Source organism: Pseudomonas sp. Yb2C2, from assembly GCF_052112325.1.
GTDB classification, from domain to species: Bacteria; Pseudomonadota; Gammaproteobacteria; order Pseudomonadales; family Pseudomonadaceae; genus Aquipseudomonas; species Aquipseudomonas marginalis.
This window is the reverse complement of sequence record NZ_JAVAJK010000047.1, coordinates 1-16,648: the sequence shown is the minus strand read 5'-3', so window position 1 is coordinate 16,648 and position 16,648 is coordinate 1. Positions and strand designations below refer to the sequence as shown.

The 16,648-nt window shown below is 64.0% G+C and carries 3 protein-coding genes; all 3 read left to right on the top strand.

Features of this window, described 5'->3' with window-relative positions; translation table 11 throughout:
* Positions 1–833: phosphopantetheine-binding protein (locus Q8X51_RS31780; RefSeq protein ID WP_407694891.1), on the top strand; the 833-nt coding region annotated here is incomplete at its 5' end.
* Between the two features lie 3 nt (positions 834–836).
* Positions 837–8,618 (top strand): amino acid adenylation domain-containing protein, encoded by a 7,782-nt coding sequence (locus tag Q8X51_RS31775; protein WP_407694892.1) that lies wholly within the window; start codon positions 837–839, stop codon positions 8,616–8,618.
* A 10-nt stretch (positions 8,619–8,628) separates the two neighbouring features.
* Positions 8,629–16,648: amino acid adenylation domain-containing protein (locus Q8X51_RS31770; protein ID WP_407694893.1), on the top strand; the 8,020-nt coding region annotated here is incomplete at its 3' end.

Sequence of the window (16,648 nt, the reverse complement as noted above, 5' to 3'; positions counted from 1 at the left end):
ACGCGCAACTCAACCTGCAACCCATCGGCGTCGCCGGTGAGTTGTACCTGGGCGGCGAGGGCGTGGCCCGCGGTTACCTGGAACGCCCGGCACTGACCGCCGAACGCTTCGTGCCGGACCCGTTCGGCAAGCCGGGCAGTCGCGTGTATCGCAGCGGCGACCTGACCCGTGGCCGCCCGGATGGCGTGGTGGATTACCTCGGGCGTGTCGACCACCAGGTGAAGATCCGTGGTTTCCGCATCGAACTGGGGGAAATCGAAGCGCGCCTGCGTGAGCAGGACAACGTCGGTGAAACCGTGGTGGTGGCCCAGGACGGCCCGACCGGAAAACAGCTGGTGGCCTATGTGGTTCCGGTGTCCGCCCCGTCCAACGAAGCCGAGTTCCGTGACGCATTGCGTCGCGCACTCAAGGCCCGCCTGCCGGACTACATGGTCCCGGCGCATTTCATCTTCCTGGCGCAAATGCCGTTGACCCCCAACGGCAAGCTCGACCGCAAGGGCCTGCCGCAACCGGATGTGAGCCTTATGCAACAGGCCTATGTGGCCCCGCAGAGCGAGCTGGAACAGCAGATCGCCACGATCTGGGCCGAGGTGCTGCGCCTGCCGCAGGTCGGCTTGAACGACAACTTCTTTGAAGTGGGCGGCCACTCCCTACTGGCCATCCAGATCACCTCCAGGGTCCAGGCCGAGCTGGGCCTGGAAGTGCCGCTGGTGGAAGTGTTCCAGACTGAAACGCTGCGCGCCTATGTGCAGGCGGCTGCCACCTTCCGCGCCGGCAGCGCGGAAGACTTTGATGATCTTCGTGACTTTTTGAGCGAACTAGAGGCGATTTGACCCATGCTTTCCAACCCTAATATCGATCTGGTTTCGCGCTTTCTTCGCCTGCCTCTGGAGCAGCGCCAGCAGTTCTACCAGCGCCTGCAAAGCCGGGGCATGAGCTTCGCCCAGCTGCCGATTGCCTCGATCCGCGAGGACGGCCGGAAGCTGCCGTTGTCCTACGCCCAGGAACGGCAGTGGTTTCTCTGGCAGTTGGACCCGGACAGTGACGCTTATCACGTCCCCGGCGCCCTGCGTCTGAGCGGCCAGCTGGACAAGGCCGCCCTGCAGCGCAGTTTCGACACCTTGGTGGCGCGCCATGAAAGCCTGCGTACACGCCTGCACCTGGACGCCGAGGCACGTACTCAGGAGGTGCTGGCCCACGGGGTGGTCGAGATCGCCGAAAGTGCAGTCGACGAAGCGCAGCTCAAGGCCCATGTCGAAGCCGAAATCGCCCGTCCCTTCGACTTGCAGCAAGGCCCGTTGCTGCGGGTCAGTTTGCTCGTAGTGAGCGAAGAGGAGCACGTGCTGGTGCTGGTGCAGCACCATATCGTCTCCGATGGCTGGTCGATGGGTGTGATGGTGCAGGAGTTGATGCAACTCTATGCTGCCTACAGCCAGGGCCAGGACTGTGCATTGGCGCCGCTGCCGATCCAGTACGCCGACTATGCGCTGTGGCAACGCAGCTGGATGGAAGCGGGGGAGAAGGCCCGTCAACTGGCGTACTGGCGCGAATTGCTCAGCGGCACGCAGCCGGTGCTGGAATTGCCGTTCGATCAACCCCGCCCGGCGCAACAGAGCTTCCGTGGCGCGCGTCTGGACATCGCGCTGGAACCGGCACTGGTGGCAGGGTTGAAAGCCCTGGCCCAGGGCGAAGGCGTGACGATGTTCATGCTGTTGCTGGCCGCGTTCCAGGCGTTTCTGTACCGCTACAGCGGCCAGCAGGATATTCGCATCGGCGTGCCGATTGCCAACCGCAACCGCGTCGAGACCGAATCGCTGATCGGTTTCTTCGTCAATACCCAAGTGCTCAAGGCCGACCTCGATGGCCACATGAGCTTCGCCCAGCTGCTGCAGCAGACCAAGCGCCGTGCGCTGGAGGCCCAGGCCCATCAGGACTTGCCGTTCGAGCAACTGGTCGAAGCCCTGCAACCGGAGCGCAGCCTGAGCCATAACCCGCTGTTCCAGGTGATGTTCAACCACCAGGCCGACTCCCCAGCCGCCGCGCAGCAGTTGCCGGGCCTGCGCGTGGCCAACCTGGAATGGGACAGCCACAGCGCCCAGTTCGACCTGAGCCTGGACACCCAGGAAAGCGGCGACGCGATCTGGGCGTCCCTGACCTACGCCACCGACCTGTTCGGCGCTGCCACCGTCGCACGCATGGCCGAACATTGGCTGAGCCTGTTGCGGGCAGCCGTGGCGAATCCTGCATTGCCCTTGCACGACCTGGCGACACTCAACGTCGCTGAGCGCGAGCAAATACTCGCTCAATGGAACGCCACCGCGCGCGACTACCCTCAAGGGCAGTGGGTGCATCATTTGATCGAGGCCCAGGTGCAGGCGCAGCCGGATGCACCGGCGTTGCGCTTCAATGGGGTGTCGCTCAGTTATGCCGAGCTGAACCGCCGCGCCAACCGCCTGGCCCATCGCCTGATCGAGGCCGGCGTAGGGCCGGACGTACTGGTGGGCCTGGCAGTGGAGCGTTCCATCGACATGGTCGTCGGTCTGCTCGCGGTGCTCAAGGCCGGTGGCGCCTATGTGCCGCTGGACCCGGAATACCCGCGCGAACGCCTGGCCTACATGCTGGAAGACAGCGGGGTGAAACTGCTGCTGACCCAGGCGCACTTGCGTGAGCAGCTGCCGATTCCCCAAGGCCTGGAAACCCTGGTGCTCGGCGAGTCTGCCTTCGAGGACTACAGCGACGCCAACCCAGGCATCGCCCTGGACGGTGAAAACCTCGCCTACGTGATCTACACCTCTGGCTCCACCGGCCAGCCCAAAGGGGCAGGCAACCGTCATTCGGCATTGCTGAACCGCCTGCAATGGATGCAGGAAGCCTACTGCCTCGACGCCAGCGACACGGTGCTGCAAAAGACCCCGTTCAGCTTCGACGTGTCGGTGTGGGAGTTCTTCTGGCCCCTGATGACCGGCTCGCGCCTGGTGGTCGCAGCGCCTGGTGATCACCGTGATCCGGCCAGGCTGATCAACCTGATCAATCAACAGCAGGTCACCACGCTGCACTTCGTGCCGTCGATGCTGCAGGCCTTCCTGCAGGATCCGGCGGTGTCGACCTGCCAAAGCCTGCAGCGCATCGTGTGCAGCGGCGAGGCCCTGCCGGTGGATGCCCAGCAGCAGGTCTTCGCCAAGCTGCCCCAGGCCGGGCTCTACAACCTGTACGGCCCGACCGAAGCCGCCATCGACGTAACCCACTGGACCTGCGTGGACGAAGGCCGCGATGCGGTACCAATTGGCCGCCCGATCGCCAACCTCGGCTGCTACATCCTCGACAGCCACTTCGAACCCGTACCGGTCGGTGTGCTCGGCGAGTTGTACCTCGGCGGCATCGGCCTGGCCCGGGGTTACCACCGCCGCCCGGCACTCACCGCCGAACGTTTTGTCGCCCACCCGTTCATCCAGGGCGAGCGCCTGTACCGTACCGGCGACCTGGCACGCTACCGCGCAGACGGCGTGATCGAATACGCCGGGCGTATCGACCATCAAGTCAAGCTGCGCGGCCTGCGCATCGAACTGGGGGAAATCGAAGCGCGCCTGCTGGAGCACGCGTGGGTCCGTGAGGCTGCCGTGTTGGCGGTCGACGGTAAATACCTGGTGGGCTACCTGGTGCTGCAGGACGCTGGCGATGATTGGCGCGAGGTCCTCGGCGCCCACCTGGCCCAGCACCTGCCGGACTACATGGTCCCGGCACAATGGATGCTGCTGGAGCAAATGCCCCTGAGCCCCAACGGCAAACTCGACCGCAAGGCGCTGCCCAAACCCGAAGCCACCCACCACTACGAGGCCCCGCAAAGTGCCCTGGAGCAGCAGATCGCGGATATCTGGGCCGAGGTGCTGGGCGTCGAACAGGTAGGCTTGAACGACAACTTCTTCGAGCGCGGCGGTGATTCGATCATTTCGATCCAAGTGGTCAGCCGCGCCCGCGCCGCCGGTATCCATTTCACCGCCAAGGCGTTGTTCCAGCACCAGACCGTGCGCAGCCTGGCGCGGGTGGCGCAGTTGCGGGTTGCCCAGGTGTTTGACCAGGGTCCGGTGCAGGGCGAGACGCCGTTGCTGCCGTTCCAGCAGCTGTTCTTCGAGATGGACCTGCCGGACCGCCACCACTGGAACCAGTCCTTGCTGCTGACGCCACGCGAGCCGGTGCGGGCAGATCGACTGCAAGCGGCCTTGCACGCCATCGTCCACCACCATGATGGGCTGCGCCTGAGCTTCAGCCAGCCCGCCGAAGGGTGGCGGGCCGAGCATGCAGCCGCCATCCCGGAGGTGTTGTGGCAGGCCGCGGTGGCGGATGCCGACGAACTGGCCGCGCTGTGCGAAAAAGCCCAGCGCAGCCTCGACCTGCAACAGGGGCCCTTGTTGCGTGCGGTGCTTGCCGAACTGGCCGATGGTTCCCAGCGCCTGTTGCTGGTCATGCACCACCTGGTGGTGGACGGCGTGTCCTGGCGGGTGTTCCTCGAGGACCTGCAAAGCCTCTACCGTCAACAGCCGTTGCCGGCCAAGACCTCGTCGTTCAAGGCCTGGGCCGAGCGTTTGCAGGCCCATGCCCGCAGCGAAGCGGTACAGCCGCAAAAACACTTCTGGCTGCAACAGCTCCAGGGCGTGCCTACCGATCTGCCCTGTCGTGATCCCCAAGGCGCGCGTCCTGGCCGCCTGGCGCAGACAGTGGTCAGCCGACTGGACGCCGAGCACACCCGGCAATTACTGCAACAGGCGCCTGCGGCCTATCGCACCCAGATCAACGATCTGCTGCTGACCGCCCTGGCGCGTGTCATCTGCCAGTGGACCGGGCAGGCTTCCAGCCTGATCCAACTGGAAGGCCATGGCCGCGAAGACCTGTTCGAGGATATCGACCTGACCCGCACCCTGGGCTGGTTCACCAGCCTGTTCCCGGTGCGCCTGACCCCGGCCGAATCCCTTGGCGCCTCGATCAAGCAGATCAAGGAGCAACTGCGCGCCGTGCCGGACAAGGGCCTGGGCTTCGGCGCGCTGCGCTACCTCGGCGACGAGGCCACGCGCCAGGCATTCAGCGCATTGCCGGTGCCGCGCATCACCTTCAATTACCTGGGCCAGATCGACGCCAGCTTTGACCAGCCGGACGGTTTGTTTGTACTCGCAGCGGAAAGCGCCGGAGCCGAGCAGAGCCCGGAGGCGCCGCTGGGCAACTGGCTGACCCTCAACGGCCAGGTATTCGGCGGTGAACTGCACATGGGCTGGACCTTCAGCCCGCTGATGTTCGAGGCGTCGCAGATCGATGCCTTGAGCCAGGCCTTCAGCCGTGAGCTGACGGCATTGGTGGAACATTGCTGCACCCCCGGCAACCACGGCGTGACGGCCTCGGACTTCCCGTTGTCACGCCTGAACCAGCAGCAGCTTGAGTCCTTGCCGCTGGCCGCCGATGGGATTGACGACATCTACACCTTGTCGCCCATGCAGCAAGGCATGCTGTTCCACACCCTGTACGAACAGGCCGCCGGCGACTACATCAACCAGATTCGCGTGACGGCCGAGGGCCTGGATGTGGCGCGCTTCCAGCGGGCCTGGGATGCCACGGTGCAGGCCCATGACGTGCTGCGCAGCGGGTTTTTCTGGGAGGGCCAGTTGGAGTGGCCATGCCAGGTGGTGTACCGCGAGGCACGGCTGCCCATCGAACTTCTCGACTGGCGCGCCATGCCGGAGCCGGAGCTGGCGTTGCAAGACCTGCAGCAAGCCCAGCGTCGCCAGGGCTTTGAGCTGGCCAAGGCACCGCTGGTCCGTCTGGTGCTGGTGCGTACCGACGAGCAACGCCATGAGCTGATCTACACAAGCCATCACATCCTGATGGACGGTTGGAGCAATTCGCGACTGTTCGGTGAAGTGCTGCAACGTTACGCCGGCGTGGCAGTGCCCGAAGCGGCCGGACGCTATCGCGATTACATCGGTTGGTTGCAGCAGCGTGATGCCGGTGCGACCGAAACCTTCTGGCGCGAGCAGTTGAGTGCACTGCAAGCGCCAACTCGCCTGGGCCGCAGCCAGCCCATGGCGGCGGACGGGCATGGCGAGCACGCGCTGAGCCTGGATCGCCCCCTGACAGGGCGCCTCGAGGCCTTCGCCCGCAGCCATAAGGTCACGCTCAACACCCTGGTCCAGGCGGCGTGGCTGGTCCTGTTGCAGCGCCATAGCGGGCAGGCGGTGGTGTCGTTCGGTGCCACCGTGGCCGGGCGCCCGGCAGACCTCGTGGGGGTGGAGCAGCAGATTGGCCTGTTCATCAATACCCTGCCGGTGATCTGCGCAGTGGAGGGCGAGCAAACCGTGGCCGACTGGTTGCAAAGGGTGCAGGCGCAGAACCTGGCGTTGCGCGAGCATGAACACACCGGGCTGTACGATATCCAGCGCTGGGCCGGGCAGGGCGGTGAAGCCCTGTTCGACAACATCCTGGTGTTCGAGAACTACCCGGTGTCCAAGGCCCTGGAACAGAGTGGCGGCAGCGGTATCCGTTTTGGCCTGCCGGATTCCCGCGAGCAGACCAACTTCCCGCTGACGGTGCTGGTGGACGTCGGTGACACGCTGTCGGTGCAGTTCAGCTTTGCGCGTGCGCATTTCGACCCGGACACGGTGCAAACCTACGGCCGCCATCTGCTCAACCTGCTTCAAGCCATGCTCGAGGACGGCCAGCAGCGCCTGGGCGAACTGGTGATGCTCGATGTGGCCGAACGCCGGCAAGTGGTACAGGACTGGAACGCCACGGCGCGGGACTACCCGTTGCAGCACTGTGTGCATCAGCTGATTGAACAGCAGGTGACGCGCACGCCGGACGCCACGGCACTGGTATTTGCCGAGCAGCGCTTGAGCTACGCCGAGCTGAACCGCCGCGCCAACTGCCTGGCCCACCGCCTGATCGAGGCCGGCGTAGGGCCGGACGTATTGGTGGGCCTGGCGGTGGAGCGTTCCATCGAGATGGTGGTCGGCTTGCTCGCGGTGCTCAAGGCCGGTGGCGCCTATGTGCCGCTGGACCCGGAATACCCGCGCGAACGCCTGGCCTACATGCTGGACGACAGCGGGGTGAAACTGCTGTTGACCCAGGCGCACTTGCGTGGACAGCTGCCGATTCCTCAAGGCCTGGAAACCCTGGTGCTGGGTGAGTCTGCCTTCGAGGGCTGCAGCGACGCCAACCCAGGCATCGCCCTGGACGGTGAAAACCTCGCCTACGTGATCTACACCTCGGGCTCCACCGGACAGCCCAAAGGGGCGGGCAACCGCCATTCAGCCCTGGCCAATCGCCTGCAATGGATGCAGGAAGCCTACCGCCTCGATGTCAGCGACACGGTGCTGCAAAAGACCCCGTTCAGCTTCGACGTATCGGTGTGGGAGTTCTTCTGGCCGTTGATGACCGGCTCGCGCCTGGTGGTCGCCGCGCCGGGGGATCATCGCGATCCGAGCAAACTGGTGCGCCTGATCAATGCCGAGCAGGTCACCACGCTGCACTTTGTCCCGTCGATGTTGCAGGCCTTCCTGCAGGAGCCGACGGTTGCGACTTGCCATACTCTGCACCGCATCGTGTGCAGTGGTGAAGCGTTGCCGGTGGATGCCCAGCAGCAGGTCTTCGCCAAGCTGCCCCAGGCCGGTCTCTACAACCTGTACGGCCCGACCGAAGCCGCCATCGACGTAACCCACTGGACCTGCGTGGACGAAGGCCGCGATGCGGTACCAATTGGCCGCCCGATCGCCAACCTCGGCTGCTACATCCTCGACAGCCACTTCGAACCCGTACCGGTCGGTGTGCTCGGCGAGTTGTACCTCGGCGGCATCGGCCTGGCCCGGGGTTACCACCGCCGCCCGGCACTCACTGCCGAACGTTTTGTCGCCCACCCGTTCATCCAGGGCGAGCGCCTGTACCGTACCGGCGACCTGGCACGCTACCGCACAGACGGCGTGATCGAATACGCCGGGCGTATCGACCATCAAGTCAAGCTGCGCGGCCTGCGCATCGAACTGGGGGAAATCGAAGCGCGCCTGCTGGAGCACGCGTGGGTCCGTGAGGCTGCCGTGTTGGCGGTCGACGGTAAATACCTGGTGGGCTACCTGGTGCTGCAAAACGCCGGGGACGACTGGCGCGATGTGCTCAGCGCCCATCTTGCCCAGCAGTTGCCGGACTACATGGTGCCCGCCCAATGGGTGCTGCTGGAGCAGATGCCTCTGAGCCCCAACGGCAAACTGGATCGAAAGGCCTTGCCCAAGACGGACGCCAGTTTGCTTGCGCGGGAGTATGTCGCGCCGCAGAGCGAGCTGGAACAGCAGATCGCCGCGATCTGGGCCGAAGTCCTGGCGGTACCGCGCGTGGGGTTGAACGACAACTTCTTCGAACTGGGCGGCCACTCGCTGCTCGCTACTCAGGTGGTGGTGCGCCTGCGCGAGCAGCTGCACGCCGAATTCGACGTCAAATCGATCTTCACCACCCCGACCCTGGCCGATTTCAGCGCCTATGTGGCAGGCCAGCAGACAAATAATTCGCCGGTGCAGGACGCATTGGCTAAATCCTTGGAGGCTCTCAAACGTCTATCAGCAGAAGATTTGGATAAATTGACTTCCTGAGGGGCGTGGCGTGCAAGCATTAATCGAGTCGGTAGGGTCACTTTCGGCGCAGCAAAAGAAAGCGTTGGCGGTAATGCTCAAGCAGCAAGGCATCAACCTGTTTGAGATTGCCCCGGTTTTCAAGCGCCAGGAAGGTGAGCCTCTTCGGCTCTCTTATGCCCAGGAGCGGCAGTGGTTTTTGTGGCAGTTGGAGCCGCAGAGCACCGCCTATCATGTGCCAAGGGCCTTGCGCCTTACCGGCCAACTGGACGTGGCCGCGTTGCAGCGCAGCTTTGACACACTGGTGCTGCGCCATGAAAGCCTGCGCACGCATTTGCAGGAGGACGGCGACAGTGCCTTGCAGGTGATTGCCGATCAGGTTCGGGTGGATATTGCCCTGGTCGACGCCGAGGAATCCGAACTCAAGGCGCTGGTGGAAGCCGAGATCGCCCAGCCATTCGATTTGCAGCAAGGTCCACTGTTGCGGGTCAAGCTGCTGCGCCTGGCGCCCCAGGAGCATGTGCTGGTGCTGGTGCAGCATCACATCGTCTCCGATGGCTGGTCGATGCAGGTGATGGTCGACGAGCTGGTGCAACTGTACGCCGCCTATGTGCAGGGCCAGGACCTGCAACTGCCGGCCTTGCCGATCCAGTACGCCGACTACGCGCTATGGCAGCGCAGCTGGATGGAGGCGGGCGAGCGTGAGCGCCAATTGGGTTACTGGAAAGGCATGCTCGGCGGCGAGCAACCGGTCCTCGAAATGCCCATGGACCGTCCACGGCCAGCGCTACAGAGCTACCGCGGGGCCAGGCTGGACCTGACCCTGGAAGCCTCTCTGGTGGCAGGCCTCAAGACCTTGGCGCAGCGTGAAGGTGTGACGATTTTCATGCTGTTGCTGGCGTCGTTCCAGGCTGTGCTGCACCGCTACAGCGGCCAGGCTGACATCCGCATCGGTGTGCCGGTGGCTAACCGTAATCGGGTGGAGACCGAGCGCCTGATCGGCTTTTTCGTCAACACGCAAATTCTCAAGGCCGATATCGACGGCCAGATGACATTTCGTGAATTGCTGCAGCAGACCCGCCAACGCGCGGTCGAGGCCCAGGCCCATCAAGACTTGCCGTTCGAGCAGTTGGTGGAAGCGCTGCAGCCCGAGCGCAGCTTGAGCTACAACCCGTTGTTCCAAGTGATGTTCAACCACCAGACCGACACCCAGCGCGGTGGCGGCAGTGTAACGGGGTTGCAAGTGCAAGGGCTGGAGTGGGACAGCAAGACGTCGCAGTTTGACCTCAGCCTCGACACCCAGGAATCGGCTGACGGTATCCAGGCGTCGCTGACCTATGCCACTGACTTGTTTGATGCGCCTGGCCTGGAGCGTTTCCTTGGCCATTGGCATCGCCTGTTGCACCGGGTGGCCCAGGATTGCGGCGGCCGTATCGGTGAGTTGCCCCTGTTGGATGATGCCCAGTGGCAGCAACAGGTGCACGGCTGGAACCACACGCCCATGGCGTTTGCGCAGGACGAGGGCGTGCATCGGTTGCTGGAGGCCCAGGCGCAAGCGCGCCCCGACGCCATTGCGCTGGTGTGCAACGGCCAGGCGCTGAGTTACGGCGAGCTGAACTGTTGCGCCAACCGCCTGGCCCATCGCCTGCGCGCTGCGGGTGTCGGGCCGGACGTGCTGGTGGCGGTGGCCCTCGACCGCTCGGTGGACATGGTCTTGGCCTTGCTGGCGACGCTGAAGGCCGGTGGCGCCTACGTGCCGCTCGATCCGCAATTCCCGGCGGACCGGCTGGCCTTCATGCTGGAAGACAGCCGCGCTCGCGTGCTATTGACTGCCGGCGACCTGCACGAACGCCTGCCACTGGCGGCTGACCAGCAATTGCTGCTCATGGACGCACAGGAAGATGCGCGCTACAGCAGCGCCAACCCCGATATCGAACTGACGGGCGAGCACCTGGCCTATGTGATCTACACCTCCGGTTCCACCGGCAAGCCCAAGGGCGTGATGGTGCGTCATGGCGCACTGAGCAGCTTCACCCATGGCATGGCCAGCACCCTGGCCATTGGCGCTGACGCGCGGCTGTTGTCGTTGACGACGTTCTCGTTCGATATCTTTGCCCTGGAACTCTACGTGCCGCTGGCGACAGGTGCGACGGTGGTACTGGCCGACAAGCACGTGTCCCTGGACCCTGAGGCGATTCTGGATCTGGTGCAGCGCGAAGCGATCAGTGTGGTGCAAGCCACACCCTCGAGCTGGCGCATGCTCCTGGACAGCGAACGCCGCGCCTTGCTGCGCGGGGTCAAGTGCCTGTGCGGTGGCGAGGCGCTGCCGGCCGACCTGGCCCTGCGCATGCTGGCCCAAGAGGGCGCGGTGTGGAACCTGTATGGTCCGACCGAAACCACCATCTGGTCGGCGGCCCATGAGTTGGTCGAGCCGGTGCCCTTTGTCGGTCGGCCAATCGCCAACACCTCGTTGTTTATCCTCAATGCCGAGCTCACTCCGAGCCCGGTAGGCACCAGCGGTGAGCTGCTGATCGGCGGTGTCGGCCTGGCCCGGGGGTATCACGGCCGGGCTGCGTTGACCGCCGAGCGTTTTGTGCCCAATCCGTTTGCGCGCAACGGTGAGCGGCTTTATCGCACAGGCGACCTGGCGCGCTATCGCGCGGATGGCGTGGTCGAGTACATCGGCCGCGTCGACCATCAGGTCAAGGTGCGTGGGTTCCGTATCGAACTGGGAGAGATTGAGGCGTGCCTGCGTGAGCAGGCCGATGTGCGCGAAGCCGCCGTAGTGGCTGAGCATGACCAATTGCTGGCCTACCTGGTCACCCGGCAACCGGTGTCGGATGAGGAGCAGGTCACCCTGCGCGAGCGGTTCAAGGCAGCCCTGCGCGAGCAGTTGCCGGAGTACATGGTGCCGGCCTACCTGGTGTTTTTGGAGCGGATGCCACTGACGCCCAATGGCAAGCTCGACCGCAAGGCGTTGCCCAAACCCGATGCCGCTGCCCTGCTAAAACGCTTTGTGCCGCCTGTCACCGAACGCGAGTGCCAGGTCGCGGCCATCTGGGCTGAGGTGCTGGGCTTGCCGCAGGTTGGCCTGGAGGATCACTTCTTCGAAATCGGTGGGCACTCGTTGCTGGCCACGCGGGTGGTGTCTCGTGTGCGCCAGTCACTGGGCATCGATGCACCGTTGAAAGGCCTGTTCGAACAGCCGGTGCTTGGCCGGTTCGTGCAGGCGTTGTCAGGCACCGCGCTGGACTCGCCGCCGATCCTGCGGTTGGCACGTGATCAAGCCCTGGCGCTGTCCTATGCCCAGGAGCGGCAGTGGTTCCTCTGGCAACTGGAGCCGCAGAGCACCGCGTATCACATCCCGGCGGCCCTGCGCTTGCGCGGCGCCCTGAATCGCCGGGCCCTGCAACGCAGCTTCGATAGCCTGCTTGAACGGCATGAAACCCTGCGTACCGTGTTTGTCGTGGATGGCGAGCGCACGGTACAGCGGATCGCTGCGCCGACCGCGTTGCTGATCGAAAACGAGACCCTGCACAGTGATGAGCCGGGCAGCTTGAAGGTCCGGGTCGAAGCAGAAATCGCTCGTCCATTTGACTTGTGCAAAGGCCCGCTGCTGCGGGTCAAGCTGTTGCGCCTGGCCGCGGACGATCATGTGCTGGTGCTGGTGCAGCACCACATCATCTCCGACGCCTGGTCGATGGAGGTAATGGTCGATGAGCTGGTGCAAGCTTATGCTGCGTTCAGCCAGGGACTGGAGCCTCAGTTGCCGGCACTGCCAGTTCAATATGCCGATTATGCGGTGTGGCAGCGTGGCTGGATGGAGGCGGGCGAGCAGGCCCGCCAGCTGACCTACTGGGCTGAACGCCTGGCCGGTGAGCAGCCTGTGTTGGAGCTGCCGCTGGATCATCCACGCCCGGCGGTACAAAGCCATCGCGGCGCACGCCTGGACCTGGTGCTGGACGCCGCGCTGGCGAGCGAACTGCAGGCCTTGGCCCAGCGTCAGGGCGCGACCCTGTTCATGGTGTTACTGGCGTCCTTCCAGGCCTTGTTGTATCGCTACAGCGGCCAATCGGATATTCGCGTCGGCGTGCCGATTGCCAACCGCAACCGGGTCGAGACCGAGCGCCTGATCGGTTTCTTCGTCAATACCCAAGTGCTCAAGGCCGATATCACCGGTGAGTTGTCGTTTGTCGAATTGTTGCAGCAGGTCAAGCACACGGCCCTGGACGCGCAAGCGCATCAGGACCTGCCGTTCGAGCAGTTGGTGGAGGCGTTGCAGCCGGAACGCAGCCTGAGCCATAGCCCGTTGTTCCAAGTGATGTTCAACCACCAGTCCGACGTGCGCGACGAGGCGGGCGCGCAGTCGATTCCGGGTTTGCAGGTCGAAGGTCTGGAATGGGATAGTCACACTGCACACTTTGACTTGAGCCTGGATACCCAGGCGTCCACGGACAGGCTCTGGGCATCGTTGACCTACGCGACAGATCTGTTCGAGGCGGCCACCATTGGACGCATGGCCCAGCATTGGCTTGGCCTGCTGCGGGCGGTGGTGAAGACACCGACCCATCCTATTGCGTGCTTGCCGCTGCTGGCGGCTGAAGAACAGCACGCGCTGCTGCAGGCCTGGAATACCAATCGCCCGGCGGCTGCGTGGCAGGCCGGCGTCCATCGCCTGTTCGAGGCCCAGGTGCTGAAACGCCCGCAAGCAGTGGCACTGGTACTCGATGGCGAGTCCCTGACCTATGACGCGCTCAATCGGCAAGCCAACCGTCTGGCTCATTGCCTGGTGGCAGAGGGCGTGGGCCCGGAAGTGTTGGTGGGGGTCGCAGTAGAGCGCTCCTTTGCCATGGTGGTCAGCCTGTTGGCGGTCCTTAAGGCCGGTGGTGCCTATGTGCCGCTCGACCCGCAGTACCCGCGCGAACGCTTGGCTCATATACTCGAAGACAGTGGCGTGCGCCTGGTGCTGATCCAGTCCCGTGTGCCGATAGCGTTGCCCGCAGGCGTTGCTGTATTGGCGATCGATACGGTCTCGCTGGCGTCGTACGCCGAGGAAAACCTTAGCGCAACAGTCGGGCCGCACAACCTTGCCTATGTGATCTATACCTCCGGCTCGACCGGCAAACCCAAGGGCGTGGCGATCGACCATGGCGCCTTGAGCGAATTCGCGAGCATTGCCGCCGGTTATTCCAAGCTGACTGAGAATGACCGCGTACTGCAGTTTGCGACCCTGAACTTCGATGGGTTCGTCGAGCAGCTGTATCCGGCGCTGACCCACGGCGCTGCCGTGGTACTGCGTGGCCCGGAACTCTGGGACAGCGGGCGCCTGTACCGCGAAATCCTGCAACAGGGCATTACCCTGGCCGACTTGCCGACCGCCTACTGGAACCTGTTCCTGCTCGACTGTCTGGCAGCCGGACCGCGTACCTATGGTGCCTTGCGGCAAGTGCATATCGGTGGCGAAGCCATGCCGCTGGACGGTCCCGCACAATGGTTGCGTGCGGGCCTGGGGCATGTGCGGCTGATCAACACCTACGGACCGACCGAGGCCACGGTGGTCTCCAGTGTGCTGGACTGCACCTCGGGCGATGAAGTCATTGGCGTCACCGCCAGCCCGATTGGTCGCTCTCTGCCGGGGCGTGCTTTGTACGTGCTGGACCGGGACCTCAACCTCGCGCCGTTGGGCGCCGTGGGCGAGTTGTATATCGGCAGCGCCTGTGGCCTGGCGCGCGCTTACCTGAACCGGCCATTGCTGACGGCCGAACGCTTCGTCGCTGATCCTTTCAGCGGTAACGGCGATCGCCTGTACCGCACCGGGGATCTGGCGCGTTACCGTGCCGACGGCGTGATCGAATACGTAGGACGGGTCGATCATCAAGTCAAGATCCGCGGTTTCCGTATCGAGCTGGGTGAAATCGAAGCCCTGTTGCTGGCCCAGGCGGGTGTTCGTGAGGCCGTGGTGTTGGCGGTGAACAACCAGTTGCTGGCCTATCTAGTGGCCGAACAGCCAGACACCGGCGCATTGGACGAAGCCCTCAAGACGGTGCTGCGTGAGCAATTGCCGGACTATATGGTGCCGGCCCACCTGATGTTCCTTGAGCGCTTGCCGCTGAACCCCAACGGCAAGCTGGATCGCCAGGCATTGCCAAAACCGGATGCGAGCCTTTCGCTGCAAACCTGGGTCGCGCCGGTCAGTGCACTTGAGGTGCAAGTGGCGGCGATGTGGGCGGATATCCTCGGGGTGGAGCGCGTCGGCCTCATGGATCACTTCTTCGAGCTGGGCGGGCACTCGCTGCTGGCCATGCAAGTGGCCTCGCGACTGCGCCAGGCGCTGGCATTGGAAGTGCCGCTCAAGGTGCTGTTCGAACAGCCGCGCCTGCAAGGATTTGTCGCCGCGCTGCTCGCGCTCGAAGCGAGTGAGGAGGTCAAGGCGCCGGCGCTGGTCCCCGTGGCACGCGACCGCGGCTTGCCGCTGTCATATGCCCAGGAACGGCAGTGGTTTCTCTGGCAACTGGACCCAGGCAGCGCCGCTTACCACGTGCCCAGCGCACTGCGCCTGAAGGGGCCGTTGGATCAAGCTGCGCTGCAACAAAGCTTTGACCGCCTGGTGGCGCGTCATGAGAGCCTGCGCACTCTGTTGCACCAGGAAAACCACGGCGCCGTGCAAATCGTGGCTGAGCCTGCACCTGTCGCCATCAGCCGTAGCGACGTGCTGGAGGCTGACCTCCAAGCCACCGTGGAGGCGAAGATAGCGCTCACGTTCAACCTGGAGCAGGGCCCGCTGCTGCGTGTTGAGCTGCTGCGCATCGCTGATGAAGACCATGTACTGGTGCTGGTACAGCACCATATCGTTTCCGATGGTTGGTCGATGCACGTCATGGTCGATGAACTGGTGCAACTGTATGGTGCGTTCAGCCAGGGTCAAGACCTACAGTTGCCTGCACTGCCGATTCAATATGCCGATTACGCCGTATGGCAACGCGATTGGATGGGTGCTGGCGAGAAAGAGCGCCAACTCGCCTACTGGCTTGATCTGCTGGCAGGTGAGCAACCCGTGCTTGAGTTGCCGTTCGATTTCCAGCGCCCGGCGGAGCAAAGCCATCACGGTGCGCGTTTGCACCTGGAGTTGCCGACCACACTGATGTCCGGCCTCAACGCCTTGGCCCAGCGCGAAGGCGTGACGATGTTCATGCTGTTGCTGGCTTCGTTCCAGACCTTACTGCATCGCTACAGTGGCCAGGAAGACATCCGCGTGGGTGTGCCGATTGCCAACCGCAATCGCGTTGAAACTGAACGACTTATTGGCTTTTTCGTCAACACTCAGGTGCTCAAGGCTGATATCGATGGGCAAACCACCGTTGCCCAGTTGCTGCAGCAGGTCAAGCAGCGCGCGCTGGACGCCCAGGCCCATCAGGACTTGCCGTTCGAGCAATTGGTAGAGGCGCTGCAGCCGGAGCGCAGCCTGAGTCTGAACCCGTTGTTTCAGGTGATGTTCAACCACCAGGTGGCCAACCGCCAGGCTTTGGCGGAGCACGCATCGAGTGAGCTGCGTGTCGAAGGGCTGGCCTGGAACAGCCACACCGCGCATTTCGATCTTGACCTGGACGTCCACGAGTGGGGTGAGGGGCTGAGCGCTTCCCTGGGGTATGCCACCGACCTGTTCGCCCCTGCGACCATCGAGCGTATGGCCGACCACTGGCAAAACCTGTTGCAGGCGATGGTTGCCGACCAACAGCAAGCCATCAGCCAACTCAACCTGCTGGGCCAGGACGAGCAACAACACATTCTTCAACTGTGGGACCAGACCGACGCCGGCTTCTCGGCCAAGCGTCTGGTCCACGAACTGGTCGCCGACCGCGCCCGGGAAAACCCGGATGCAGTCGCGGTGAAATTCGACAAGCAAACCCTGAGCTACGGCGAGCTTGACCGCCAGGCCAATCGCTTGGCCCATGCGTTGATCGCCCGTGGCGTCGGCCCCGAAGTACGGGTGGCGATTGCCATGCCGCGCAGCGCCGAAATCATGGTGGCGTTCCTGGCGGTGATGAAAGCCG

What these genes read in the sequence shown, in the direction of transcription:
- Q8X51_RS31775 (WP_407694892.1), top strand. Translation starts at nt 837, where the DNA reads ATGCTTTCCAACCCTAATATCGATCTGGTTTCGCGCTTTCTTCGCCTG.